Origin of the sequence: Dawidia soli, assembly GCF_018598185.1 — a bacterium.
GTDB classification, from domain to species: domain Bacteria; phylum Bacteroidota; class Bacteroidia; order Cytophagales; family Cyclobacteriaceae; genus Ohtaekwangia; species Ohtaekwangia soli.
On record NZ_JAHESC010000024.1, the window covers coordinates 1 to 22,080 of the forward strand.

At 54.8% G+C, this 22,080-nt stretch carries 22 protein-coding genes and 1 tRNA gene; 11 read left to right on the forward strand and 12 right to left on the reverse strand.

The window, feature by feature from the left end:
• Positions 1–92: 92 nt before the first annotated feature.
• Positions 93–362 carry an XRE family transcriptional regulator gene (locus KK078_RS16675; RefSeq protein ID WP_254091436.1) on the reverse strand — a complete coding sequence of 90 codons (270 nt, stop codon included), beginning with the start codon at positions 360–362 and terminating at the stop codon, positions 93–95.
• 388 nt (positions 363–750) lie between these two features.
• Between KK078_RS16675 and KK078_RS16680 the strand changes: the two genes are divergently transcribed.
• The gene (locus tag KK078_RS16680) at positions 751–1,248 is read left to right on the forward strand and encodes a hypothetical protein (protein ID WP_254091437.1); all 498 of its coding nucleotides are present in this window, start codon (positions 751–753) and stop codon (positions 1,246–1,248) included.
• A gap of 275 nt (positions 1,249–1,523) precedes the next feature.
• Here the strand turns inward: KK078_RS16680 and KK078_RS16685 are convergent.
• Positions 1,524–1,595, reverse strand: a tRNA-Thr gene (locus KK078_RS16685).
• A 76-nt stretch (positions 1,596–1,671) separates the two neighbouring features.
• Between KK078_RS16685 and KK078_RS16690 the strand changes: the two genes are divergently transcribed.
• From KK078_RS16690 to KK078_RS16705, 4 genes are all read left to right on the forward strand, one after another.
• Positions 1,672–2,118 carry an RrF2 family transcriptional regulator gene (locus tag KK078_RS16690; RefSeq protein ID WP_254086195.1) on the forward strand — a complete coding sequence of 149 codons (447 nt, stop codon included), beginning with the start codon at positions 1,672–1,674 and terminating at the stop codon, positions 2,116–2,118.
• 78 nt (positions 2,119–2,196) lie between these two features.
• Positions 2,197–2,829 carry a peroxiredoxin gene (locus KK078_RS16695; RefSeq protein WP_254091438.1) on the forward strand — a complete coding sequence of 211 codons (633 nt, stop codon included), beginning with the start codon at positions 2,197–2,199 and terminating at the stop codon, positions 2,827–2,829.
• Between the two features lie 298 nt (positions 2,830–3,127).
• A complete protein-coding gene (locus tag KK078_RS16700; protein WP_254091439.1) occupies positions 3,128–3,283 on the forward strand; it encodes a hypothetical protein in 156 nt (51 codons plus the stop codon).
• Positions 3,284–3,564: 281 nt separating this feature from the next.
• Positions 3,565–4,086 (forward strand): GNAT family N-acetyltransferase, encoded by a 522-nt coding sequence (locus tag KK078_RS16705; RefSeq protein WP_254091440.1) that lies wholly within the window; start codon positions 3,565–3,567, stop codon positions 4,084–4,086.
• Positions 4,087–4,105: 19 nt separating this feature from the next.
• Here KK078_RS16705 and KK078_RS16710 read toward each other — a convergent pair whose 3' ends face one another.
• Complete coding sequence (locus KK078_RS16710; protein WP_254091441.1) at positions 4,106–4,966, reverse strand: transglutaminase-like domain-containing protein; 861 nt, start codon at positions 4,964–4,966, stop codon at positions 4,106–4,108.
• Positions 4,967–5,115: 149 nt separating this feature from the next.
• Between KK078_RS16710 and KK078_RS16715 the strand changes: the two genes are divergently transcribed.
• Entirely contained in the window at positions 5,116–5,808 is a 693-nt protein-coding gene (locus KK078_RS16715) for an SIMPL domain-containing protein (RefSeq protein WP_254091442.1), read from the forward strand.
• A 222-nt stretch (positions 5,809–6,030) separates the two neighbouring features.
• On the opposite strand, the gene KK078_RS16720 is transcribed toward KK078_RS16715, so the two are convergent.
• The 3 genes from KK078_RS16720 to rpoN are packed head-to-tail and all read right to left on the reverse strand — an operon-like array spanning position 6,031 to position 8,987.
• Positions 6,031–6,813 carry an enoyl-CoA hydratase-related protein gene (locus KK078_RS16720; protein WP_254091443.1) on the reverse strand — a complete coding sequence of 261 codons (783 nt, stop codon included), beginning with the start codon at positions 6,811–6,813 and terminating at the stop codon, positions 6,031–6,033.
• Between the two features lie 32 nt (positions 6,814–6,845).
• Positions 6,846–7,469 (reverse strand): hypothetical protein, encoded by a 624-nt coding sequence (locus KK078_RS16725; protein ID WP_254091444.1) that lies wholly within the window; start codon positions 7,467–7,469, stop codon positions 6,846–6,848.
• A gap of 54 nt (positions 7,470–7,523) precedes the next feature.
• Entirely contained in the window at positions 7,524–8,987 is a 1,464-nt protein-coding gene (gene rpoN, locus KK078_RS16730; RefSeq protein WP_254091445.1) for an RNA polymerase factor sigma-54, read from the reverse strand.
• A gap of 253 nt (positions 8,988–9,240) precedes the next feature.
• On the opposite strand from rpoN, the gene asnS reads away from it, so the two are divergent.
• Positions 9,241–10,674: an asparagine--tRNA ligase gene (gene asnS / locus KK078_RS16735; protein WP_254091446.1), complete on the forward strand. Its 1,434-nt coding sequence runs from the start codon at positions 9,241–9,243 to the stop codon at positions 10,672–10,674.
• A 68-nt stretch (positions 10,675–10,742) separates the two neighbouring features.
• Here asnS and KK078_RS16740 read toward each other — a convergent pair whose 3' ends face one another.
• Entirely contained in the window at positions 10,743–11,570 is an 828-nt protein-coding gene (locus KK078_RS16740; protein WP_254091447.1) for a universal stress protein, read from the reverse strand.
• A 74-nt stretch (positions 11,571–11,644) separates the two neighbouring features.
• Between KK078_RS16740 and KK078_RS16745 the strand changes: the two genes are divergently transcribed.
• Both KK078_RS16745 and KK078_RS16750 read left to right on the forward strand, forming a co-directional pair.
• Entirely contained in the window at positions 11,645–12,361 is a 717-nt protein-coding gene (locus KK078_RS16745; RefSeq protein WP_254091448.1) for a DUF1003 domain-containing protein, read from the forward strand.
• A gap of 5 nt (positions 12,362–12,366) precedes the next feature.
• On the forward strand, positions 12,367–13,401 hold the full coding sequence (locus KK078_RS16750; RefSeq protein ID WP_254091449.1) for a threonine aldolase family protein: 1,035 nt from the start codon (positions 12,367–12,369) through the stop codon (positions 13,399–13,401).
• Here the strand turns inward: KK078_RS16750 and KK078_RS16755 are convergent.
• On the reverse strand, positions 13,391–13,747 hold the full coding sequence (locus tag KK078_RS16755) for a T9SS type A sorting domain-containing protein (protein WP_254091450.1): 357 nt from the start codon (positions 13,745–13,747) through the stop codon (positions 13,391–13,393). The two genes, KK078_RS16750 and KK078_RS16755, sit on opposite strands and share 11 nt — an antisense overlap.
• Before the next feature lie 142 nt (positions 13,748–13,889).
• Between KK078_RS16755 and KK078_RS16760 the strand changes: the two genes are divergently transcribed.
• Positions 13,890–14,522, forward strand: a complete 633-nt coding sequence (locus KK078_RS16760) for an ABC transporter ATP-binding protein (RefSeq protein ID WP_254091451.1) — start codon at positions 13,890–13,892, stop codon at positions 14,520–14,522.
• Positions 14,519–15,619 carry a hypothetical protein gene (locus KK078_RS16765; RefSeq protein WP_254091452.1) on the forward strand — a complete coding sequence of 367 codons (1,101 nt, stop codon included), beginning with the start codon at positions 14,519–14,521 and terminating at the stop codon, positions 15,617–15,619. Before KK078_RS16760 ends, KK078_RS16765 begins: the two co-directional genes overlap by 4 nt.
• A 158-nt stretch (positions 15,620–15,777) precedes the next feature.
• On the opposite strand, the gene hutI is transcribed toward KK078_RS16765, so the two are convergent.
• The 4 genes from hutI to hemL form a co-directional block, all read right to left on the reverse strand.
• A complete protein-coding gene (gene hutI / locus KK078_RS16770) occupies positions 15,778–17,019 on the reverse strand; it encodes an imidazolonepropionase (RefSeq protein ID WP_254091453.1) in 1,242 nt (413 codons plus the stop codon).
• Positions 17,020–17,032: 13 nt separating this feature from the next.
• Positions 17,033–18,106, reverse strand: coding sequence for a hypothetical protein (locus KK078_RS16775; protein ID WP_254091454.1), 1,074 nt, complete (start codon positions 18,104–18,106; stop codon positions 17,033–17,035).
• Between the two features lie 112 nt (positions 18,107–18,218).
• Positions 18,219–20,714, reverse strand: coding sequence for a GAF domain-containing protein (locus KK078_RS16780; RefSeq protein WP_254091455.1), 2,496 nt, complete (start codon positions 20,712–20,714; stop codon positions 18,219–18,221).
• Between the two features lie 68 nt (positions 20,715–20,782).
• Positions 20,783–22,075, reverse strand: a complete 1,293-nt coding sequence (gene hemL / locus KK078_RS16785) for a glutamate-1-semialdehyde 2,1-aminomutase (RefSeq protein WP_254091456.1) — start codon at positions 22,073–22,075, stop codon at positions 20,783–20,785.
• Between the last annotated feature and the right edge of the window lie 5 nt (positions 22,076–22,080).

A 22,080-nucleotide genomic window follows, 5' to 3' on the forward strand; every position in this document is an offset into this window, starting at 1 on the left:
CTTCCAAGGCTACGATCCTGCCCTCCAGCCGCCTAGCGATACCGTCACAAATTTCAGATCGCTCCGGCTCGGTGTCGGACGGCGGCACTCATTCAGGCGTCCTTGCGGTTGAACGTGCGGGACTCGACGATCACCCGTTGCAGGAATTCTTCCAACGTAAGGTTGTGGATGATCAATAATTTGGTCAACGTTCGCAGGGTGAGGTTATGCCGTCCGGTCTCTACGCGCCAGTACTGAGCCCGTGGAAATTCATGATCGAATGCAAAGCTCTCATAGCTTGTGTATCCTTTTTCTTTTCGCAGCCCGACGAACACGCGGGCTACACTTTCAGCAAACTGTCGTAATACTTTTTCTTCCGTCACAGGGCCAAATTCAGGCCTTTACACCGTTAAAATTACACACTATATGATAGTTCATCTACGATGTATCGTAAATGCGTCTATACGATCCTAGTGCTTCAACAATCGCTTCAAGATCTTCGCCTTCCGTTCGCGACAACGGTGACCGCTTGAGCCGATAACAACTTCATTACCATCGAACGTAGCAATTACGTCCCCGCCGCTCTACCCGATTGACGATGTAGCGCTTCATTGTCTGCAGCCTTCAATCAGCAGATCGTTCTAATCTCCTATCGATCAGAACGATTATCAAATAACATATTTACCCACTCCTGCCCCGGACAATTATATTCCGGAGAATTTTCGGTTGTCGTTAATCCATATGTATATTCATATTTAAAATCATATCAAGTTGGATTGGAGCAAAATAATAATTGGAATTGCTGGTGCTGTTCTCACGGGTGTTGTATTGTATTTCGTTAAAAAGCTAGAGGAAAAATTAACATGGACTGAGCGTCGGAACCGGTTCCGAAAATTGAACAATGTATTTCAAGGCAGCGTTCAGCAAGTTATAAAAGGGGTAATGTGTACCGCTGCCTGCAAACTTGTCCTTAAAACACAGCGACGTGGAAAGCTAAAAGGGACATTGGAAGTATTATACGACGATCAGGGTGAGTATCCACATTCGCTTCAAGAAATGAAAGTCACCGGCAACTACCATTACGATTTCTTGCTAACCCTTACCTATGAAAACTCAAAAGAGAGCAGTCACCAAGCGGGTGTCATCATCCTTCATTTCGCTCCGACAGGCGACGCGCTTAGAGGGGAATTTATGGGATACGGACCGATCACGACAAACATAGACGAGTGCCGGGGAAAGGTCAGCCTCAAAAGAGTGATCAAGGACTAACATCGCTTCGAAAGCCATCGTCGTTTTATATAAAACTCTTTGGATTGTCCATAATAATAGCGAGTAGTATACGACTCGTCGGCTGTGCCCTATAATGCGTTATGTACAGCGTTTAAACCCCACAATAATAGTGTTGTTATAGTTGATTAGATTTGTAGAATGAGCAGCCTACACCCCCTGCTTATTGTATCCTCTTGAATAACTTTTGCCCGTACGCTGCCGGTGAGCCGATAAATAAAAAAGACGACCGGCGTGCGATCGTCTTCCTGTCAGAGAGCCGAGAATGGGATTTGAACCCACGACCTGCTGATTACGAATCAGCTGCTCTACCCCTGAGCTACCTCGGCAAAGTTCAGTGCGGGTCTCAAAATTAAATGTTCGAAGACAACTACAAAATTCCTAATTCATTAAATTGTCGCAGGTATGCTATCCAAAAAATGTAAATACGCCATCCACGCCCTGGTGCACATGGCGAAAGAGCCTGAAGCGAAGTTTCTCATCAAAGATATCTCCGATGCGTGCAACATCCCGAAGAAATTCCTCGAGGCGATCCTGCTCGACCTGAAGCGCGCCGGGGTGTTGGGCAGCAAACAGGGTAAAGGCGGTGGATATTTTCTGCGACAAGACCCTGCGACGGTAGACCTGGCCGAGATCGTACGCCTTTTCGACGGGGCCATCGCGCTGGTGTCGTGTGCCACCCATAAGTTTTATGAACCGTGCGCCGAATGTGAAGACGAGGAGACCTGCAGCATCCACGATGCTTTTAAACAGATCCGGAATGCCACGGTTGAAATGCTGAAATCAGAGACATTGGATTCCCTGGCCAAAAAAGAAGCGAAACTGAAAGCCAAGAAAAAACGTTTGGTATAAATCTATTTGTTTAATAGGGATTAAAATTAACTTTAAGCCCTCGAACGAAAACCCATTGTTTCACTAAAAATAACATTTATGTCACTCCGATTAGGCGACGTGGCTCCGGACTTCACAGCCGAGACCACCGAAGGTACCATCAACTTCCACGAATGGCTCGGCAACAGCTGGGGCATCCTGTTCTCTCACCCGGCAGACTTCACGCCGGTCTGCACCACAGAGCTTGGCGCCATGGCCAAGTTGACTGGCGAGTTCGCTAAACGCAACGTTAAAGTGTTGGCTATCAGCGCTGACCCGCTGGATTCGCACAAAAAGTGGATCCACGACATCAACGAAACGCAGCATACCACGGTAAACTACCCGCTCATTGCCGACCCCGAATTTAAGACGGCCAACCTGTACGGCATGGTGCACCCCAACGTCGACAAGTTCACCGTACGCTCTGTATTTGTGATCGGTCCCGACAAAAAGATCAAGCTGATGCTGACGTACCCGGCGTCTACCGGCCGTAACTTCGACGAGATCCTGCGTGTTGTAGACAGCCTCCAGCTAACGGCTGGCTATAGCGTCGCCACGCCGGCCAACTGGAAGCACGGCGATGACGTGATCATTACGGCGGCCGTGAAAGATGAAGACATTGAAGCAAAGTTCCCCAAGGGGCATACGCGCATCAAACCCTACCTGCGGACGACGCCTCAACCCAATATCTAAGATTTCGGTCTTTATTGACCGTCCAGGCTCCCGGAACACCCTTCCGGGAGCTTTTTTTATGCCAAACCATACATCACTGCTTCGGCCGGAGACATCCTTTTTTATTGCCGTCCGGAACACTTTCGGTACTTGTTTCGTATTCAGAAATGGCGACCCGCAATCCCGCCTTTGCCGGCAGGCTTGTACGCGCCCACCGGTACAATGGTGCGGAAGCAAGGGTTCGCCATGCAATCGAAATGTCCAGGCCCGTAGGGGTGTTTGGCACGACGGTTGTCTTATGAACGGAAACTGGATAGCTATGGAAAACAAGATCAATCTGGCACCGATCCGTAACTCTTACCTGCTGCATTTTTTGGTGGCACAGGATAATCTGGCCAAGCTGACGCAGGAAGAACGGATTCAAAAGCGACTCTTCAAAAGAAAAAGGTACGCAGACCAGCGGTATGCCTGGTAGGCTCGCATGGCCATTGTGAACAGCGGCATGTCCGGCCCTTGTGCCGGCTATCGCCGCCTGGTCACCGTTAGGCGTGCCGTAACGGTCTGCGAACATGCACATGCACCCGCCATCCGGCCGCCGGTACGGGCACGACCTGCCCATCCTTACCAGGAAGGCTTTTTTACGCCCCGGGATCTGATCAGGATGTGCTGCCGGTAAGCCAAAAGAAGTTTATGTACGTCGTACTGGATTAGTCCAAATTTGCCATCTTCGCCCGCAGGCAAACAGGTACAAACGACATGCATATCCGCACGGCAGAAATAGATGATTTGAACCGGCTGAAGGTTCTCTACAAAGAGGTAGCCCGCCATGAAGGCGGCATCGCTCGCCTGGAAAGCGAGATCACCGAAGACTATATCCAAAACTTTCTTACCCGGAGCTTTGCCACCGGCCTGGCCCTGGTGGCCATACACCCCGAAGACCCCGAGGTATTGGTGGGTTCTATTCACGCCTATAAACCCGGCGTCCACGTATTTGAGCATGTCTTGTCGGAGCTCACGCTCGTCGTGCACCCCCAATTCCAGGGCCGCAAGATCGGCCGGACGCTCTTCACGATCTTCCTCGAGGAGATCGGACGCAACCGCCCGGATATTGGCCGGGTGGAGCTCGTCACGCGCGAAAGCAACGAGAAGGCAATTGCCCTCTACCAATCGCTGGGCTTCCGCATTGAAGGCCGTTTGGAAATGCGCATTCGCACTACCGGCCGTACCTACGAAGCCGACATCCCCATGGGGTGGCAGAATCCTAATTTCGAATTTTAAGAGAAGACGTTCCGGCGACTCAGACACCCAGGTCGCTGCCGTCGGCAATGAGGAGCAGCAGCTCTTTCACTTCTTCGGCTTTGGCGTGCTCGCCCATCTTGTCAAACGACATGATCAGGTTACGGAACACCCGGCGGATGATCTCCAGGTTGGGACACGGTTCGAAGAACGACGTCTGCGGCGTGAGGTGCAGCTCGCTGATGTAATTCTCGATGTCCTGCCGCGAAAAGATCAGGCCCTTGTTAAAGGCATTGATATAGAATTGTGTATGGCGCTCGTCTTTGTAGGTCAGCACAAAGAGGTTGGGCAGGTTGACGCCGTATACGGGCAGCTTTAGCTTCTGCGCCACCAGCAGGTAGATCACACACAGGGTGATGGGATTGCCCTTGCGTGTTTCCAACACAACGTTGATCAGCGAGTTGCCCGGTGAGTGAAAGTTTTTTGTGTTTGCACCGAACTTGATCTTATTGAACAGCACGCTGTTCACCACTTTTACCTGGTCGAACGGATATAGATCGGGTTTGAACTCGAGCCATGTTTCATAGTAAAGCTGCTCCAGCTCCTGTCTCAGCTTGATCAGCTCCAGGTCGGGGTATTGATAGGTGGCTACCAGCCACATGCCGGTAAGCAAGTCTTGTTCGGGGCTGTTGTACCATTCCTTGATCCGCTCTTTCAGCAGCTCGTACTGCAACGTGTGGATCAGCTCTTCAATGCGCCGCTGTACCTGCGGGCTGAAGTTGCTCTCCCACTCCTGCTCGAGAAAAGGTATGATGCTGGTGCCAAGCGAACGTATCTTCTCCTCCACGTGCGATACGATCTGGGTATCCTCGTCGTCCAGCAGCGACACTAACGCCTTTAATTCTGTCTCTTTTAAATCCATTCGCAAATGATACTTCGCTAAAGTAAAACTTTTTGTGGGATATTAAACAACCTGCGTTCCCACCTTTTTGCCGCGAACGGTGTCTATGCCGTTGAAATTTCTGGCATGAATATTTCATTCAACACTTACATAAACTAATTATTACGACTATGAAGTCACGCATTTTGTTTGCAGCCCTTGTTCTGTTCAGCTCGGTTGCCTTTGCTCAACAGGAAGTTTTCAAGGGTGAGCATTTCATTGAAGTTTCCGGCAACGCCCAGCAGGAGATCGAACCCAACGAAATTTATGTTCGCATCAGCCTTCTTGAATTTGAAGAAAACCGCGCCAAGGTAGCGCTCGAAAAGCTCGACAAAGATTTTCTCGACGCTCTTAAAAATGCCGGCATTGATAAGAAACGCCTGGAGCTGGCCACCGTGGGTGCAGACCTGGGCAAGCTGGGCCGCAAGGACAAAGACTCCTTCCGCGAGAAAGTGTACCAGTTAAAACTCACCAGCGGCACCGAGCTGACGACGCTGGTTGAAAAACTCGGTGCTGTGAAGGTAAACGACATTGCTGTTACGAAGGTGAGCCACTCGGAGCTGGAAAAGATGCGCCTTGACCTGAAGGTGAAAGCCTTACAGGCTGCCCGCGACAAAGCCGATGCACTGGCAAAATCGATCGGCGCGAGCATTGGTGCGCCGCTCATGATACGCGAGTTTGAGAACAACCCGTTCCCGATGGCCGAGGTTGCTAATCTCCGGATGCGTGTGCAAGCTTATGACGGCGGCGATGCGCAAGAGCCTACTGCCTTCCGCAAGATTACGATCCAGGCGCAGGTGACGGCGCAGTTCCTGCTGAAGTAAGCATATTACGTTGCTATACTGGTCCACGGTGTGAGTCATGCTTGCGCCGTGGACTTTTTGTTGTTATCCGATATTGAGATGCAGCCCTGAAAGGGCGAGATATACCATACTATTAACCCAGGCCTTCGCGGCGCTCCGGCCTGGGCTGTTGTGTTACGCCCTTTCACGGCTGGGTGGAATTACTGCTTGGGGTAAACCGTGACATCGCCGGCGATACCTGCGCTATTTGCCGGTGAATGCGGGTTTGCGTTTCTCGAGGAATGCCTGTACACCTTCTTTGTGATCGGCGGTGCCGCCGGCGATCTCCTGGCAGTAGGCTTCGTACTCCAACATGTCGTCCAGCGTGGCCGTTGCCGATCGCTGCAGCATTTTTTTGATCAGGCCGATGGCCTTTGTCGGGGCCGTGGCATAGTAGTCGGTATAGGTTTTTACAGCGGCATCGAGTTGGTCTGCCGGCACGGCGCGGTTGATCAGTCCCCAGGCGGCGGCATCGGTTGCCTTTACTTTCGAGCCGAGCGTGCACAGCTCAAACGCTTTGGCCATGCCGACCAGCCGCGGCAGAAAATACGACGAGCCCGAGTCGGGCACCAGGCCGATATTGATAAACACTTCCGTGAGCACGGCTTCTTCTGCGGCCACGACCACGTCACACGCCAATGCCAGCGAGCATCCTGCGCCGGCGGCGACGCCGTTCAACCGGCAGACGATGGGCTTGGGTAATTGACGCATCGCCCGGATGATGGGGTTATAGCGTTTGTGTAATGATTCCTGAAAGGAGCGGTTCGGCGTGGCCGCCGATGCCTTCAGGTCCTGCCCCGAGCAAAACGCTTTGCCGGCGCCGGTCAGTACGACCACGCGGGCGGCGGCATCTTTTGCCACGGCCTTCAGGGCGTCTTGCAGCTCGTAGGTGATCTCGTCGTTCAGGGCGTTGTATACGTCGGGGCGGTTCAACGTAATGGTGGCCACGCCGTTCTCAACGGCATAGCGCAAGGTCTTAAAATCCATACAGGGTTGGCGTTGGTATACGCCGAAGATACCTAAAACAAAATCACCATACCAGCAAAGCCGGTCAGTAATCCTGCAATGGCGCCGGCCGTTACTTCGCGCAGGGAGTGCGCCTGCAGTTGCATCCGTGCCGACATGACCAGCCCGGTAACGACCAGGGAAAAGATCAGGGGATATAGCAGCGAACCGTCTTCCGTCAGCCGGTTCAATGCCAGCACGATGCCCGTAAAGCCCCAGGCCGCCAGGCTGTGCATGCTTACTTTCCAAAACAATGTCAGCAGGGTACCGATCACGACCAGCGCATCGATGATGAGCATGAACCGGAACAGGTTGTCGTCGAAACGTACTCCCGTGCGGGTATAAAACATATAGGTCAGTGTGCCATACAGCGCGGTCGTAAACAGGAACGGTATCACGCGCTCGCGGCGGGAGTGCATCATCACACTATTGATGGTACCCATCGACCGGAAGATGCCCATGGCCAGCGCCGGCATGGCGAACGTAATACTAAAGATGATCAGGATAAATCTGCCATGCCCTTCTTCGCGCAGCGGCGACAACGCCAGCGGCAGCATCCAGGCAAAAAGCCCGAATAAATAAGTGGCCATCAGCAACGGATGGAACAGGAACGATACTACACGTGCAGCCGTATTCACTGGAAGAAAAAGGGTTATATGGGAAAATGAAAGGTTATCCGCACAACGGTGGCGTTACAGCTCTTTCCGCAGACGGGCCACCGGAATATTGAGCTGTTCGCGATATTTAGCAACCGTGCGACGCGCGATGTTATAACCTTTGTCATTGAGGATCTTTTCGAGTTTATCATCGGAATAAGGTTTGTCCTTATCCTCGCTTTCAATAATGTCTTTGATGATCTGCTTCACCTCGCGGCTGCTCACCTCCTCGCCGGAGTCGGTAGCGATGCCTTCCGAGAAGAAGTATTTCAGCGGGAAGATCCCGAAGTCGGTCTGCACCGCCTTGCTGCTGGCCACGCGCGACACGGTCGAGATGTCCATGTTGATCATGCTGGCGATGTCTTTGAGGATCATCGGCTTGAGCTTGGTCTCGTCGCCTTCCAGGAAAAAGTCATATTGAAAGTCTACGATCGCCCGCATGGTGCGCAGCAGGGTTTGCTGGCGTTGCTTGATGGCGTCGATAAACCACTTGGCGGCGTCGAGCTTTTGCTTGACAAACGATACGGCCTCCTTGAGCTTCTTGTCTTTCTTGTCGCTCTTGTCGTAGGCTTTGAACATATCGGTGTACGACCGGCTGATGCGCAGCTCGGGGGCGTTGCGCGAGTTCAGCGCCAGCTCCAGCTTGCCGTTGGTATTGGTCAGAATAAAGTCGGGGATGATAAACTGGTTCTTCACCATCGAGGGCGCGCTGCTGCCGCCCGGCTTGGGGTTGAGCTTGACGATCAGGTCGATCGCGTCGCGCACAAACTCTTCGTCTTCGGTATCCAGCTTGCGCTGGATCTTCTGGTAGTGTTTCTTGGTAAACTCCTCGTAACACTCTTCAATGATCTTCTTGGCCACGGCCACGTCTATATCGTGCCCGTTGTCCATGCGGTCGAGCTGTAGCAACAGGCATTCCTGCAGGTTGCGCGCCGCGATGCCGGGCGGGTCGAAGGTCTGGATCTTCTTGAGAACGCTCTCGACCTCTTCCACGGTCGTTTCCACGGCTTGTGAAAACGCCAGGTCATTGGCGATTGCTTCCAGGTCGCGGCGGATGTAGCCGTCGCTTTCAATGCTCCCGACCAGCTGTTTACCGATCAGGTACTCGTTTCCGGTCAGGCCCAGGAAATCGAGCTGGTCCATGAGCTGCTCGTGCAACGAGGTAGACATGGGCAGGGGCATATCGCGGTCTTCGTCGTCATCGCCGTCTCCCTGCATTTTATACCCGCTGTAGTCGTCGTCGCGCAGGTAGTCTTTTATATCGACGTCCTCCTCGGCGCTGCCGGCGGTGTCTGAATAATCTTCTTCTTGATTGTTGTCGGCCTCTTCGGCCCGTTCGGGCTCGTTGTCTTCGCCTTCTTCCAGGGCGGGGTTGATCTCCAGCTCCTCTTCGATGCGCGTCTCCAACTCGGCCGTAGGCACCTGCAGCAGTTTAATGAACTGTATTTGCTGCGGCGACAGCTTTTGTTGTAATGACTGATTTAGTCCAAGTTTCTGCATCGATGGATGTTTTTTGACCGTCTGATCAAATACCATGCAAATTTAAAAAAATGCGGCAACCATGAAAGCGATCGGCCCCCGAAGGACTCATCGGCTGCGGAGTATACCCTATCGACATTCGGGGGTGATAGCTTTCAAAACTGCAAGTTTTTGTCGTTTTTTGCGGCCATTGTGTGCCGTTACACGTTATCGGGAGAACCTATTGAACGTCTCCCCCGGGCCTGTCCGCGGTTTACACACTTCTGATAGTTTTATGAAGAGAACAAAGATCAAAGCGCTGCTCGCCACGCCTCCCACCGGGCAAACAGTACTCGTGCAAGGGTGGGTACGGACCTTCCGTAACAACCAGTTTATCGCCCTGAACGACGGGTCGACCATCAACAATATGCAGGCCGTGGTCGCGCTGAATTCCCTCGACGACGCCACGCTCAAGCGCATTACCACCGGCGCCTGCCTCTCTATTACCGGCGAGCTGATCCCGTCGCCGGCCAAGGGGCAAAGCGTTGAGCTGAAGGTCACTGCCCTGGAGATACTCGGCGACAGCGACGCGGAAAAATTCCCCCTGCAGCCTAAAAAGCACTCCCTGGAGTTCCTCCGCGAGATCGCCCACCTGCGCTCGCGCACCAATACCTTTGGTGCCGTGATGCGCATGCGCCACGCCATGGCGTTTGCTGTACACCAGTTCTTTAACGAACGAGGCTTCTTTTATATCCATACCCCAATCATCACCGGCTCGGACGCCGAAGGTGCCGGCGCGATGTTCCGCGTCACCACCCTCGACGCCAACAAGCCGCCGCGCGACGAGCAGGGCAACGTAAATTTTAAGGAAGACTTTTTCGGTCGTGAGACAAACCTGACCGTATCCGGTCAGCTCGAAGGCGAGACATATGCGCTGGCCCTGGGCGATATTTATACCTTCGGTCCGACGTTCCGCGCCGAAAACTCCAACACCACGCGCCACCTCGCGGAGTTCTGGATGATCGAGCCCGAAATGGCGTTTTACGACTTACAGGACAACATGCAGCTGGCCCAGGAGTTTCTGCAATACCTGGTGCGTTATGCCCTGGAGCACTGCGCGGACGACCTGGAGTTCCTCCACAAGCGCGCGCAGGAGGAAGAGGCCGCCAAACCGCAGGACCAACGCAGCGAGCTGGGCTTGCTCGACCGCTTGCGCTTCGTGGCCGACAACGACTTCCAACGGCTGTCATACACGGAGGCGATCGACATCCTGAAGAACTCGAACCCGAACAAGAAAAAGAAATTCCAATACCTGGTAGAAGAATGGGGCGTAGACCTGCAATCGGAGCACGAGCGCTACCTCGTCGAGAAGCACTTTAAGAAGCCGGTCATTCTCTATAACTACCCGAAAGACATCAAGGCATTTTACATGCGCCAGAACGAAGACGGCAAGACCGTGGCGGCGATGGACGTGCTCTTCCCCGGCATTGGCGAGATCATCGGTGGCTCACAGCGCGAGGAGCGTTACGAGCGCCTGGTGAAGCGCGTCAACGAGATGCACCTGCCCGAGAAAGATCTGTGGTGGTACCTCGACCTGCGCCGGTTCGGTTCGGCTCCCCACGCCGGCTTTGGCCTCGGCTTTGAGCGCCTCATGCTGTTCGTAACGGGCATGACCAACATCCGCGACGTGATTGCGTACCCACGCTACCCCGGCAACGCCGAGTTTTAAAAAGTATCCGTGCCTCCACCAGGCCCTGGGCTGCTGGCAATTCCACCGCCGGCAGCCCTTTTTATTTGCTACTGCTTAAAGGCCAGCAGCGGTATTTTGACGTGAAAGGCCATGCGCCGGGTCAGGCTGCGGTTGAACAGCTTTTCGTAAAAGCTCAGCCCGTGTGTGAACATGGCCAGTACGTCGGCTTTTGAATTCTCAATATATTGATCCAGCGCGATGTCCAGGTTGGTATCGACCAGCACGATCGTTACGATCTTTTTATACTCCGACCGCGCCGCCGCTTCTTCGAGCTTCTCTTCCGCCGCAACGGCCTGGCGTCCCGACGACGCGATGTGCACCAGGTGGATGGTGGTATTAAACTTCTCGACGTAGGAAACCAGCATCTTCAGCTCTTTGTCGAGGTGGCGCATGTCGGTGGCATAGATCATATTCCGGAAGCCTTTGAACGCGGCTCCCTCGGGCACAGCCAGTACGGGCACGGCGCTGGCGCTGATCAGCGTGGTAGTGTTGCTACCCAGCACGACCTTCTTTAATCCGCTGGCGCCATGCGTGCCCATCACGATCAGCCCGGTGTGTTGCTTGCGTGCTTCTTTCCGCACCGCGTCGGTAAACGACGATGCCGACACCGCTACCCGGCAGCGGATGGGTTCGGGAAACTTTACCTGCTTTGACAAGCTGTGGGCGAATGTTTCCAGGTCTTCCTGCGCCGTTTGCACCAGTTCTTTTTCCAGGGCCTTCAGCCGCTGGCGCATGGCGGTGCGCGTGGGCGGCACCATGTTCATGACGTGTAGCAGCGTCAGCGTGCCTCCCAATTTATTGGCGATCTTTACGGCATATTGTACCGAGGCTTTTGAGAGCTCTGACAGATCGGTGGGAACCAGAATATTGACCATACGCAAAAAGGGTTACATGCCTTCTAAAATAATGTTTTTTACCCACCCGATTAAACCTTAATTTTCTGCGCATCATGAAAAAGGTACACTGCCATCTTTCAAACCGCGAAATACCCGCTTCGCAGGCAATCAAAGGTACCGATGTACGCCCCGGCATCCGCGCCCTGATCAAACAAGACCATCCCACCTTTACCGACGACGCCTACGTGTCGCTGGACGAGCTGCTGCATTACCGCAAGCGCTACCTCGAGAATATGTTAAAAGATGAGGTGGGCGAGCTGTCGCACCTCGAGCAGGCTGTACTCAACAGCATCAACCAGGACGAGTTGCTCTCGACCAATATCGAGCCCCGGATGGAGAAGGAAGCGTCGCTGGGCGATCGCATCGCCGACCGGATCGCCGAGTTCGGCGGCAGTTGGACGTTCATCATCCTGTTCTTTTTGTTTATCGCGCTGTGGATGTGTACGAATATATTTATACTGCTTACCCGGCCCTTTGATCCGTACCCGTTCATCCTGCTCAACCTAATCCTCTCCTGCCTGGCCGCCATTCAGGCGCCGATCATCATGATGAGTCAGAACCGCCAGGAGGCAAAGGACCGCCAGCGGTCGGAGCACGACTATAAGATCAACCTCAAGGCCGAGCTGGAGATCCGCCTGCTGCACGAAAAAATAGACCACCTCATTTTACAACAAAACCAACGCCTGCTGGAGATCCAGCAGATCCAGGTAGACCTGATGGACGATATTCTCGACAAGCTCAACCACCGGGCTGGTGGAGACAAGAACTGATCTGTATGAAACGAACTTTTGCCAGCGACAATTACTCCGGCGTGCACCCCGACATCTTTGCTGCCTTACAGCGCGCCAACCAGGGGCACACGCCGAGCTATGGCGCCGATGAATACACGGCCCGGGCCACGGCCCTCTTCCGCCAGCACTTCACCCCCGACACCGAAGTGTTCTTTGCCTACAACGGCACCGGTGCCAACGTCATCGGCCTGAGCGCCATCACGCATTCGTTCGAAGCGATCATCTGTTCCGACCTGGCGCACATCAATGTGGACGAGTCTACCGCGCCCGAGAAATTCCTGGGATGTAAGCTGGTAACGATCCCTACCGACGACGGCAAGATCTACCCGCACGATGTCGAGCATCGCATTCAGCGGGTGGACGATCAGCATCACCCCCAGGCGCGGGTGATTTCCATTTCGCAGTCTACCGAGTACGGTACTGTATATTCTGTAGAAGAAGTAAAAGCGCTTGCCGCCGTCGCGCGCAAACACAATTTATACCTGCACATGGACGGCTCCCGGCTGTCGAACGCGGCAGTAAGTCTTGACAGGTCCTTTCGGGAATTCACCGTAGACGCCGGTGTGGACGTGCTGTCGTTCGGCGGCACGAAGAACGGGCTGATGTTCGGCGAAGCTGTATTGTTCTTCAACCCGGCGCTGGCTAAACACTTCAGGTATATCCGCAAGCAAGGCATGCAGCTGCACTCGAAGATGCGTTTTATCGGCGCCCAGTTCGAGGCGTTGCTCAGTGGTGATCTTTGGAAACGGAACGCGGGACACGCCAATGCCATGGCGCGGCTGCTGGAGGAAGCGCTGCGTAGCATACCGGGTGTAACGATCACACGGCCGGTGCAGGCCAACGGTATCTTTGCTACGCTGCCGCCGGCAATCATTCCGGCTTTACAGGAAGAGATCTATTTTTATGTATGGAATGAGAAGACGTCAGAGATACGTCTGATGTGTTCGTTCGATACGCAAGAGGAGGATGTGCGACACTTCAGTGCCAGCATACGGCGGCTGATCGGCGCTATCGCTTGACAAATTTGAAGGTGCCCGTATGGCGTGAGTTCTTGTCGCGCAGGGCCAGGAGATAATAACCGACCGGGAAGTCCTTCACGCGCACCCGCAGGGTATGCTCGTCGATGATCTCTGTCTCGATGGTCATTTCGTTGCCAATGATATTATGCAGCGTCACGCGGATGTCGGTCGCCTTGGCATGATCCACTTTTACATTGATGTATTCCACCGCGGGGTTGGGGAACAAATGGATCGATTTAAAGAAGTCGGGGGTTTCGGATTGTACACGAAGCGAGTCGCCGTCCTGGGCGAAAACCTTGCAAGAGGCTGCCAGAAGTATGATCCAGACGGTTAAAATTCTCTTCAAATACATGTTGTAATTGGTCCTACTGTTCTTACGACAAATATCACACCAGAGTTGATTATGTGTCGATTCATATGTTAGACGCGCCAAAAGCTCAAAAAGTTTGAGGTTTCGGAAAGTTTTTCACAATAATTTTTCCCAAAATATGTTGAGCCTGTCAAATTTCAGGAAACACTACGGAGACCACCTGGCGTTGTCTATTGCCACATTGCAGTTTCAGTCCGGGGCCTATTGGGTCAAAGGCGAGAACGGCGCGGGTAAAACTACCTTTTTTAAGTCGCTGGCGGGCCTGCTGCCCTGTCAGGGCACCGTACAATTCGACGATGGCACGTCCCTGCACGCCCACCCGGTGGCCTACCGCCGGCGGGTGCACTACGCGGAAGCCGAGCCGCTGTATCCGGGGTTTCTGACGGGCAAGGACCTGCTGCGGTTTGTCGGCAAGGCCCGCCAGGCCTCTGAGGCCCAGCAGCAGGAGCTGGTTGAGGCGTTTGCCATGGGCAGTTATTATGAGACGCCCTGCGAGACCTACTCCAGCGGCATGATGAAAAAACTTTCGCTGGCGCTGGCCTTCCTGGGCTCGCCGAGCGTGATCTTGCTGGACGAGCCTCTCATCACCCTGGACGAGCAGGCGCGGAGCATGTTGTTCGCCCGCATCCGTACGGCCGTCGAGCACCAAGGAGTGACCTTTCTCATTTCGTCGCACCAGCTGTGGGAGCCTGCACTGCTGCCCGTGCGGGGCGTGTGCCAGGTGGCGAATCAAACCGTGGTGACGGCATGAGGACCGAGCAGTATATTCTGGCGCGGGTATTTGTGTTGCCGTTCTACCAGGCAAACACCACGCTGTTCCTTTTTATCGCCGTCATGGCGGGGGGCTTTATGAGCGGCGCCGAGCACGTTGCGCTGGCCACGTTCTTTGTCAGCATGCCGGTGAGCATGCTGGCACCGATCGCGGTCTGGGCCCTCTATACTTTTAAAGTGTTACGCTTCAACCAGACACTGTTGCTGCGCGCCGAGAATACGTTTATGCAGCATTACTGCCTGCTGCCGGTGCGTGCGCAGTGGCTGGGGTGGATGAGTGCCGTGCTGGTGCAGCTTATGCCGGCGATCGGCTACGGCATGTTTCTGGTGTTGATCGCGATACAGCAAAAGGCCTGGATGTCGCTCGCCACGGTGCCGCTGGCGTTGGCGACTGTATTGCTCCTGACAGTAGCGCTATTGTACCGGGGGCGCCTCCACGCCCGGCAACATACGCCCGGCCGTCTGCGGCGCTTGCTCGACAAGACCTTTGTCCGGCCTTATCCCCTATTCTTTATAGAGTGGATCGTCCGCCGGCAACCGCTGCTGCTGTTCGGGACGAAAGCCTTTGGATGCCTGCTGCTGCTCGGTATTACCTCTCTGTATACCGACGAGTCGTACGACAGCCGTTTGCTGATCATGGGAGTCACCGTGGTGGCCGCGGCTAATTTGCAGCTGATCTGGGAGCTGCTGCAGTTCGAGCATGTGCATTTTTCTATCGTGCGGCAACTGCCGTTGCCGTTCGCGCAACGGATCGTGTATACTGTCATCACGCTTTGCGCGCTGTTGCTGCCGGAGACCGGTATTATTATCACATACTTTCCGGCGAACCTCGCGGCGATCGAGGCGATGGTAAGTGTAGTCTATTTGTTGGCTGCTACTGTATTCTTTTTGGGTATACTCCATCGTCGCGATCGTGGGCTGGACCAGCTGGGTGGTTTTGCTTTTGCGTGGGTGATCGGGGCGGTGGTGCTGACGCTCTTTCGCGTGCCTCCGTTTCTCCTCGCGGCGGTTAATGCGATCGCAGGTGTATATTGTTGGGTTCGATATTTTTATCTATTCGAACATCGCGAAAGCTAGGCTATATATGCGGCCAAATTGTTGCGCCCTTTCAGGGCTTGCATAATCCTCTTGCCCTCACCCAGGCCTACGCTATCGCTTCGGCCCTGGGTCCATCGCATAACAAAGTGCATTGAGCCCTGTAAGGGCGTAACAAACTCTCGAACATCGTTATTAATCTACGCTCCTCCTACGCACTCACCATTCAAAATCACGGTATCGACCAGAGGCGTACCAAAAGCATACGGCATAAACGCCAACGACGGCATGGGCTGGGTGATAAAGACGTTGGCTACTTTGCCGACGGTGATGCTGCCGTGGGTGGCGCTGAGCTCCAGGGCATGGGCGGTATTGATCGTCGCGGCGTTGATGGCCTCCTCTGGCGTCATTTTCATTTTTATACAGGCCAGTGACAGCATCAACGGCATATTGCCGCTGGGGGCGCTGCCGGGATTGTAGTCGGATGCTATGGCCAGCGGCAAACCTGCTGCGATGATCTGGCGCGCCGGCGGAAATGGGAGGTTCAGAAAGAAGGCGGCACCGGGTAATGCTGTAGGCATGACGTTGCTGCCCTGCAGCGCGGCGATCTCTTCGTCACCGATGTTCTCCAGGTGATCGACGCTCAACGCGCCGGCTTGTACGCCGGCCTGTACGCCGCCTGAGCGGTGCAGTTGGTTGGCGTGTACGCGCGGTTTCATGCCTGCTTTTTTTCCGGCTTCAAAAATGCGCAGGGTATCCGCGGGGGTAAAAAATCCTTGCTCGCAGAACACATCGATATAGTCGGCCAGCCGTGCTTCGGCTACCGCGGGGATCATTTCTTCGATGACCTGCCGCACGTAATCGTCTTTTGTCATGCCGGCGGGTACGGCGTGTGCGCCCAGGAAGGTGGTCCTGACGGTAAGCGGCGTTTCCTGCCCGATGCGGCGGGCGACGCGCAGCATCTTCAGCTCATCGTGTACGGTAAGGCCATAGCCGCTCTTGATCTCCACCGCGCCTGTACCGGTGCGCATGATCTCCCACGCGCGCGGTAAGGCCCGTGCTACCAGTTCGTCTTCGCTGGTTTGCTGAAGCTTGCGCGCGGAGTTCAGGATCCCGCCGCCTTTTGCGGCGATGTCGGCATAGGTGGCACCTTTGATCTTGAGCACAAACTCCTCTTCGCGGCTCGCGGCAAACACCAGGTGCGTGTGCGAGTCTACAAAGGAGGGGAACACAAACCGGCCGGTGGCGTCGATGACCTCGGCGCCGGGTACGGTGGGGAACTGGTCCATGGAGCCAATGCCGGCGATCTTGCCGTCGGCCAGCCAGAGCCAGGCATTGGTCAGTACCGGCAGCGTGTCCATGGCAGCACCTTTTACGGATGCTACGCCGGGCTCGCGGACCTGTACCAGGCCTTTGATATGGGTAATGAGGATGGCGGCCATGGTGTGGCCGGGCTTATTTTCCGAACGATTCTACCTTGTAGTCCAGGTTCGTGCCGAACACGGGGAAGCTGATCTTCAGCAAGGCATAGTACGAGCGCCCCTCGATGCTGGGGCGATAGCCTGTTTCGATGCCGTACGACCAGCTGAACTGACGGTTAAAACGACCGTCGATCCCCATGCGGAAACCGAAGATCTTGGTCTTGATCGGATCCACCAGGTAGGTCATGGTCGGGCCGACAGCCTCGCCGTTGGGGCCTTTGTTGGTATATACCAGGTCGTCGATGCTGATGGACGGCGACAGCAGGATGTCGGCATAGGCGGTAAAGATCAGGTCGTCGATACCTTCTTCAAACTTGTCGAAGTTTACGGCTACGTTTTTGATCCAGCTCATCGAGCCCCCGATGTACGCGCCCATGGACGAAATGTTGGTGAATGGGTGTACGGGTATGGCTTCGCCGCGGTCGTTAAATTCGGTATCGGGCAGGGGCACGCCTTCGGCGGTCTTCAGGTCGGCGTTTGTCAGTCCTTGTTTTTCGATCACACGCTCCAGGTCGGTCGAGCTGTCCCAGATGATAGCCCCTAGTCGTACGCCGTAGATCTTGCGCACCTTGCACGGCACGTCGGCGCTCAGCGGCACGCGGGCTGCCCATTTGTCGCCACGGTAGCTCTTTTTGTACAAGAACATCTTGGTCTTCGAGCTCTGCTCAAAGTCCTTTACGTGGTAGGTGCCGCCCAGCTCGAAGTAGTTGTATACCTCGGCGCGGTTGTCCATGCTGCTTTGTTTATAGGCCAGGTCGCGTGAAAAGTCGAAGAACTGCTGGCTGTAGGTCTTGCGGAAGTGGGCGCGGAAGTCTGCCTTGTCTTTATAATAGTAGGCTGCCTCCATACCAAAGCCTGCGTTGACGTTGGTTACGAACAGCTCTCCATACAGGGGTTGGATACCGATAAAAAGCTTGTTGACGGAATACGGTTCGTCGTACAGCTCTTCGTAGGTAACGGCCGTTTTATCCTTTCGTTCACCCTGCGCAAAAAGAGAGCCCGTGCAGGCCGCAAACGCAGTCATGATTAGTAAAAAGCGATAGTTCATAAACCGGGTTGGTTAGCGTATTTTCAGTAAAAATAGTCAATCTCGGGCAAAAAGTACCGTCCTCTGAATACCGCTCAGGCTACAGAGGTAAGAGTTTAGGGTAAAAAATCAATTATCCCTTCGCCCCCAGCGTCTTTTTCAAGGCTTCCAGCTCCTGGAGCTTCGTCTGGGTGTCCGCTTCGCGATGCTTACGGTCGGTAATGTCTTCGAACATGCCCAGTACGCCCGTTACCTCGCCGTGCTGGTTGGTAACGACCACCTTGCTGGTCAATACCCACGACTCGTTGCCCGCGCTGTTGACATTACGCTCTTCCTGGTCAAGCCGCGACTTGCGGCTTTCCATTACGGCCAGATCGTCTTTACGATAAGCTTCGGCGTGGTCTTTCCACGGCATGTCAAAGTCTGTCAGGCCCACCAGCTCACGCGGCGACCGTACGCCGGCCACTTGCGCAAAGATGCGGTTGGCGCCCTGGAAGCGCAGGTCTTTGTCTTTCCAGAATACCGCGCGGGGTATATTGTCGATGACGGCCTGCAGCGTCTGCTGAGCAACCTGCATCTCTTCCACCATGGTATTGATCTTCATGGTATTGTAGGCCACGGTCACCAGGTCGGAGCACGACTTCAGGAACTCAATATCTTCTTCCGTCCACTCTTTCGCATCACCTTGCTGCTCGCAGCTGATGATACCGGCGATGCGACCTTCATTAAAGAAGGGTACATTCAACACCGACGCGATCCCGTTCGGACGCAGATAGCCTGTGTACAGCTCGCGGGTCGCGGCATGGCTGGCGGCGTCTTTTACGGCCAGCACTTCTTCGCCGGTAATGGCTTCGAAGAAGCCCGGGTAATCTTTCGCCAACCACTCAGCTCCTACGGAGAAGCCACGGTTTGAGGCGGTATAAAGTTTTTCGGATGTAAGCTTGTTACGGGTGTTGTTGAACGCCCAGATGCCGCAGCGTGATACATGGATCTGGTTGGCGATCGTGGCGGTGATCTTTTCGATGGCGGCATTCCAATTGCCCGACTGCACGTCGCTGTTCTTGGTCAGCTCCATTTGTGCACGGCGGTTCTTCTGGCTGATCTCGTTCCGGTGCTTTTCACCGTCCAGCATGTTCTGGATGTGCTTCTCCTTGCGGCGCATCTCCTCCTGGGTGGCTTCGAGCTCTTCCATGTTCTGGCGCATCTCTTCCTCCTGCGCGCGCATCTCCTCGGCTTGTTGCTGCGTCTTTTCCAGCAGCTCGCGCGTGCTTTCGTTGATGCGTACCGTCGAGATCGTCGACGCGATGGTCTCCGCCAGCTTTTCTACCAGGCCGATCTCAAATTCTTCGTATTTACCAAATGTGGCGAGCTCCAGCACACCATAGATCTGCTCGTTCACTTTGAGCGGCATTAGCAGCAGCGCATTCGGGTTCGCACCGCCCAGGCCCGAGGTGATCGACACATATTCTTCGGGGACTTCCAGCAAATAGATCTTCTGTCCTTCCAGGTAGCTTTGCCCCACCAGACCTTCGCCTATGCCGACTTTTTTATGCAGGTATTTTTTGCGCTCAAACGCATAGCATGCTACCAGCTCCAGGTACTTGTCGTGTTCGTTCTCTTCGTTGAGCACGAACAGACCACCCTGGTTGCTCTTGGTATACTTGACAACAAACTTGATGATGTTGTCATACAGCTCGGTAGTAGACACGTTGGTCGCCCGCAGGATCTCGCCTACCTGGGCGATACCGGTGTTCGACCAGTTGCGGCGACGGTCTTCTTCTGCATTGCGGCGCAGCTTGTCGCGCATCGACACCATGGTGGTGCCGAGGTTGTCACCATCGTTCAGCTCCAGCTCCACATTGTAATTGCCCGATGAGATCGCTTCTATAAATGTCGTGACGGCATCTTTTGACTGGCGTTGCTGGGCCAGGCGAACCGCGTTCTCGTCCATCATCGCGTCGGAACCGCGTTGCAGTTTATACAACAGCAGGCACAGGCCCAGGATGCCAAAACCCACCAGCGGAATGGAGATCCAGGCCAGGGTGTTGATGTAGGAAGCGTCAGATTTTACATTTTTGTTGACATGTGTAATAAGTTGGTCCATTTTCGACTGAAAGGACTCGTACTCGCGGTCGAATTTTTCATCGAGCGCGGCGCCCTGCGTGTCTGCCACGGGGGGTGTTTCGATGATCGCGCCGGTGCTGTCGGTCTGGACCGGGGCCGCTGCCTGGGGCTTATGGTTAACCCGCTCTTGCGCCGCGGCCATGAGGTTTTCCAGGATGATGATGCCTTCTTTTAATATGACCTTTGTGTCTTCGTCGTCGTGGTTTTCAAACGAGCCGAGCTCTGTTTCCTGGCCATCGTAGGCGCCTTGTAAGATATCGCGCGAGGAGACAAAGGCCTTGTGTACGTCCTTTTCATAGTTAATCGTCGCGTCGCCGGCCAGCAACTCTTCGAACCACAGGTGTGCCTTGGTGACACGGTTCTTGAGGTTGTCGCCGAGAGAGATGTAGGGAAGGTTGCGTTGATACGTGTTAATAGTGTCGCGCTCCACGTAGGCGATCAGCAACGTGATCAGTACCCCCGCGACTGCAAAGCCGACGGAGTACTTCAGGGCTCGGTTTTTCATGAAGTTGGTTAAAATTTCCAGTTAGAGGAGAATGCCTCATCAACGAAAAGTTAGCAATATTTCTGCTTTCATCCCAATGTCGCCAACGCGTGGCGGCTGGCATCGAGTATCCTGGAAATCAGTTTTTCATCAATTGCTGCAGAAATGAACATCGCTTCGTACTGCGACGGTGCCAGGTAGATACCTTGTTGCAACATCGCCTGGAAATAGGCGGCGAACTTTTGTGTGTCTACCGTCTTAGCCGTTTCGAAGTCGATCACATGCTTGTCGGTAAAGAAAAGTGTAAACATGGACCCCACCTGGTTGATGGTGGCCTTTACACCGGCCTCTTTTACCTGTTGCGCCAGGCCTTGCACCAACGTGGTGGTCATCCGGTCGATGTGCTGATACACTTCCGGATGCGCCTGCAGGTATTTCAGCATGGCCATGCCCGCGGCCATGGCCAGGGGGTTGCCCGACAGGGTTCCTGCCTGGTATACCGGGCCGGCCGGCGATACAAAGTCCATAATTTCTTTACGGCCGCCATACGCGCCTACCGGCAGGCCGCCACCGATGATCTTCCCCAGGGTCGTCATATCCGGCGTGACGCCATAGAGCTCCTGCGCGCCGCCCGGTGCCAGGCGGAAGCCTGTCATGACCTCATCAAAGATGAGCACGATGTTGTGCCGGTCGCACAGCGAGCGCAGCCCCTGCAGGTAGCCCGCCTGGGGTGCCACGCACCCCATATTGCCGACCACCGGCTCTAATATGATCGCGGCCACCTGGCCTTTGTTCTCTTCTACTATGTCTTCGATGGCCTCCAGGTCGTTGAAGGGGGCGAGCAGCGTGTCGCGCGCCGTGCCCTTGGTAACGCCGGGGCTATCGGGCGTACCGAATGTCAAAGCACCACTGCCGGCCGCGATCAGGAACGAATCGCCGTGGCCGTGGTAGCAGCCTTCCATTTTAACGATCTTGTCGCGGCCGGTGAATCCGCGGGCCACACGCACGGCCGACATGGTCGCCTCGGTGCCCGAGTTCACCATGCGAACCTTCTCGACCGACGGCACCAGCGAGCAGATCAGCTCGGCCATTTCCACTTCGCGCGCGGTCGGTGCTCCGAACGAAGGCGAGAACGCCAGCGCCGCTTTTACGGCCTCCTCCACCACGGGGTGAGCATGGCCGAGGATCATCGGCCCCCACGAGTTGATCATGTCTACATACTCGTGGCCATCTTCGTCGTACAGAAAAGGCCCCTTGGCCCGTTGCATAAAGAGCGGGTTGCCGCCTACCGCGCGAAAGGCGCGTACAGGCGAGTTCACGCCGCCGGGTATAACTTGTTTGGCGCGTTCAAAAATGGATGTGCTCCTGGAAATATCGTGCATCGCTG

Excerpts from the sequence above, each read along its gene's own strand:
- KK078_RS16710 (WP_254091441.1), bottom strand. The coding sequence starts at position 4,966 with ATGGATTTAAAAGAGACAGAATTAAAGGCGTTAGTGTCGCTGCTGGAC.
- rpoN (WP_254091445.1), bottom strand. The coding sequence starts at position 8,987 with ATGCAGAAACTTGGACTAAATCAGTCATTACAACAAAAGCTGTCGCCG.
- KK078_RS16700 (WP_254091439.1), top strand. The coding sequence starts at position 3,128 with ATGGAAAACAAGATCAATCTGGCACCGATCCGTAACTCTTACCTGCTG.
- KK078_RS16705 (WP_254091440.1), top strand. The coding sequence starts at position 3,565 with ATGCATATCCGCACGGCAGAAATAGATGATTTGAACCGGCTGAAGGTT.
- hemL (WP_254091456.1), bottom strand. The coding sequence starts at position 22,075 with ATGCACGATATTTCCAGGAGCACATCCATTTTTGAACGCGCCAAACAA.
- KK078_RS16775 (WP_254091454.1), bottom strand. The coding sequence starts at position 18,106 with ATGAACTATCGCTTTTTACTAATCATGACTGCGTTTGCGGCCTGCACG.
- asnS (WP_254091446.1), top strand. The coding sequence starts at position 9,241 with ATGAAGAGAACAAAGATCAAAGCGCTGCTCGCCACGCCTCCCACCGGG.
- KK078_RS16750 (WP_254091449.1), top strand. The coding sequence starts at position 12,367 with ATGAAACGAACTTTTGCCAGCGACAATTACTCCGGCGTGCACCCCGAC.
- KK078_RS16715 (WP_254091442.1), top strand. The coding sequence starts at position 5,116 with ATGAAGTCACGCATTTTGTTTGCAGCCCTTGTTCTGTTCAGCTCGGTT.
- KK078_RS16780 (WP_254091455.1), bottom strand. The coding sequence starts at position 20,714 with ATGAAAAACCGAGCCCTGAAGTACTCCGTCGGCTTTGCAGTCGCGGGG.
- KK078_RS16765 (WP_254091452.1), top strand. The coding sequence starts at position 14,519 with ATGAGGACCGAGCAGTATATTCTGGCGCGGGTATTTGTGTTGCCGTTC.
- hutI (WP_254091453.1), bottom strand. The coding sequence starts at position 17,019 with ATGGCCGCCATCCTCATTACCCATATCAAAGGCCTGGTACAGGTCCGC.
- KK078_RS16695 (WP_254091438.1), top strand. The coding sequence starts at position 2,197 with ATGTCACTCCGATTAGGCGACGTGGCTCCGGACTTCACAGCCGAGACC.
- KK078_RS16740 (WP_254091447.1), bottom strand. The coding sequence starts at position 11,570 with ATGGTCAATATTCTGGTTCCCACCGATCTGTCAGAGCTCTCAAAAGCC.
- KK078_RS16745 (WP_254091448.1), top strand. The coding sequence starts at position 11,645 with ATGAAAAAGGTACACTGCCATCTTTCAAACCGCGAAATACCCGCTTCG.
- KK078_RS16720 (WP_254091443.1), bottom strand. The coding sequence starts at position 6,813 with ATGGATTTTAAGACCTTGCGCTATGCCGTTGAGAACGGCGTGGCCACC.
- KK078_RS16760 (WP_254091451.1), top strand. The coding sequence starts at position 13,890 with ATGTTGAGCCTGTCAAATTTCAGGAAACACTACGGAGACCACCTGGCG.
- KK078_RS16690 (WP_254086195.1), top strand. The coding sequence starts at position 1,672 with ATGCTATCCAAAAAATGTAAATACGCCATCCACGCCCTGGTGCACATG.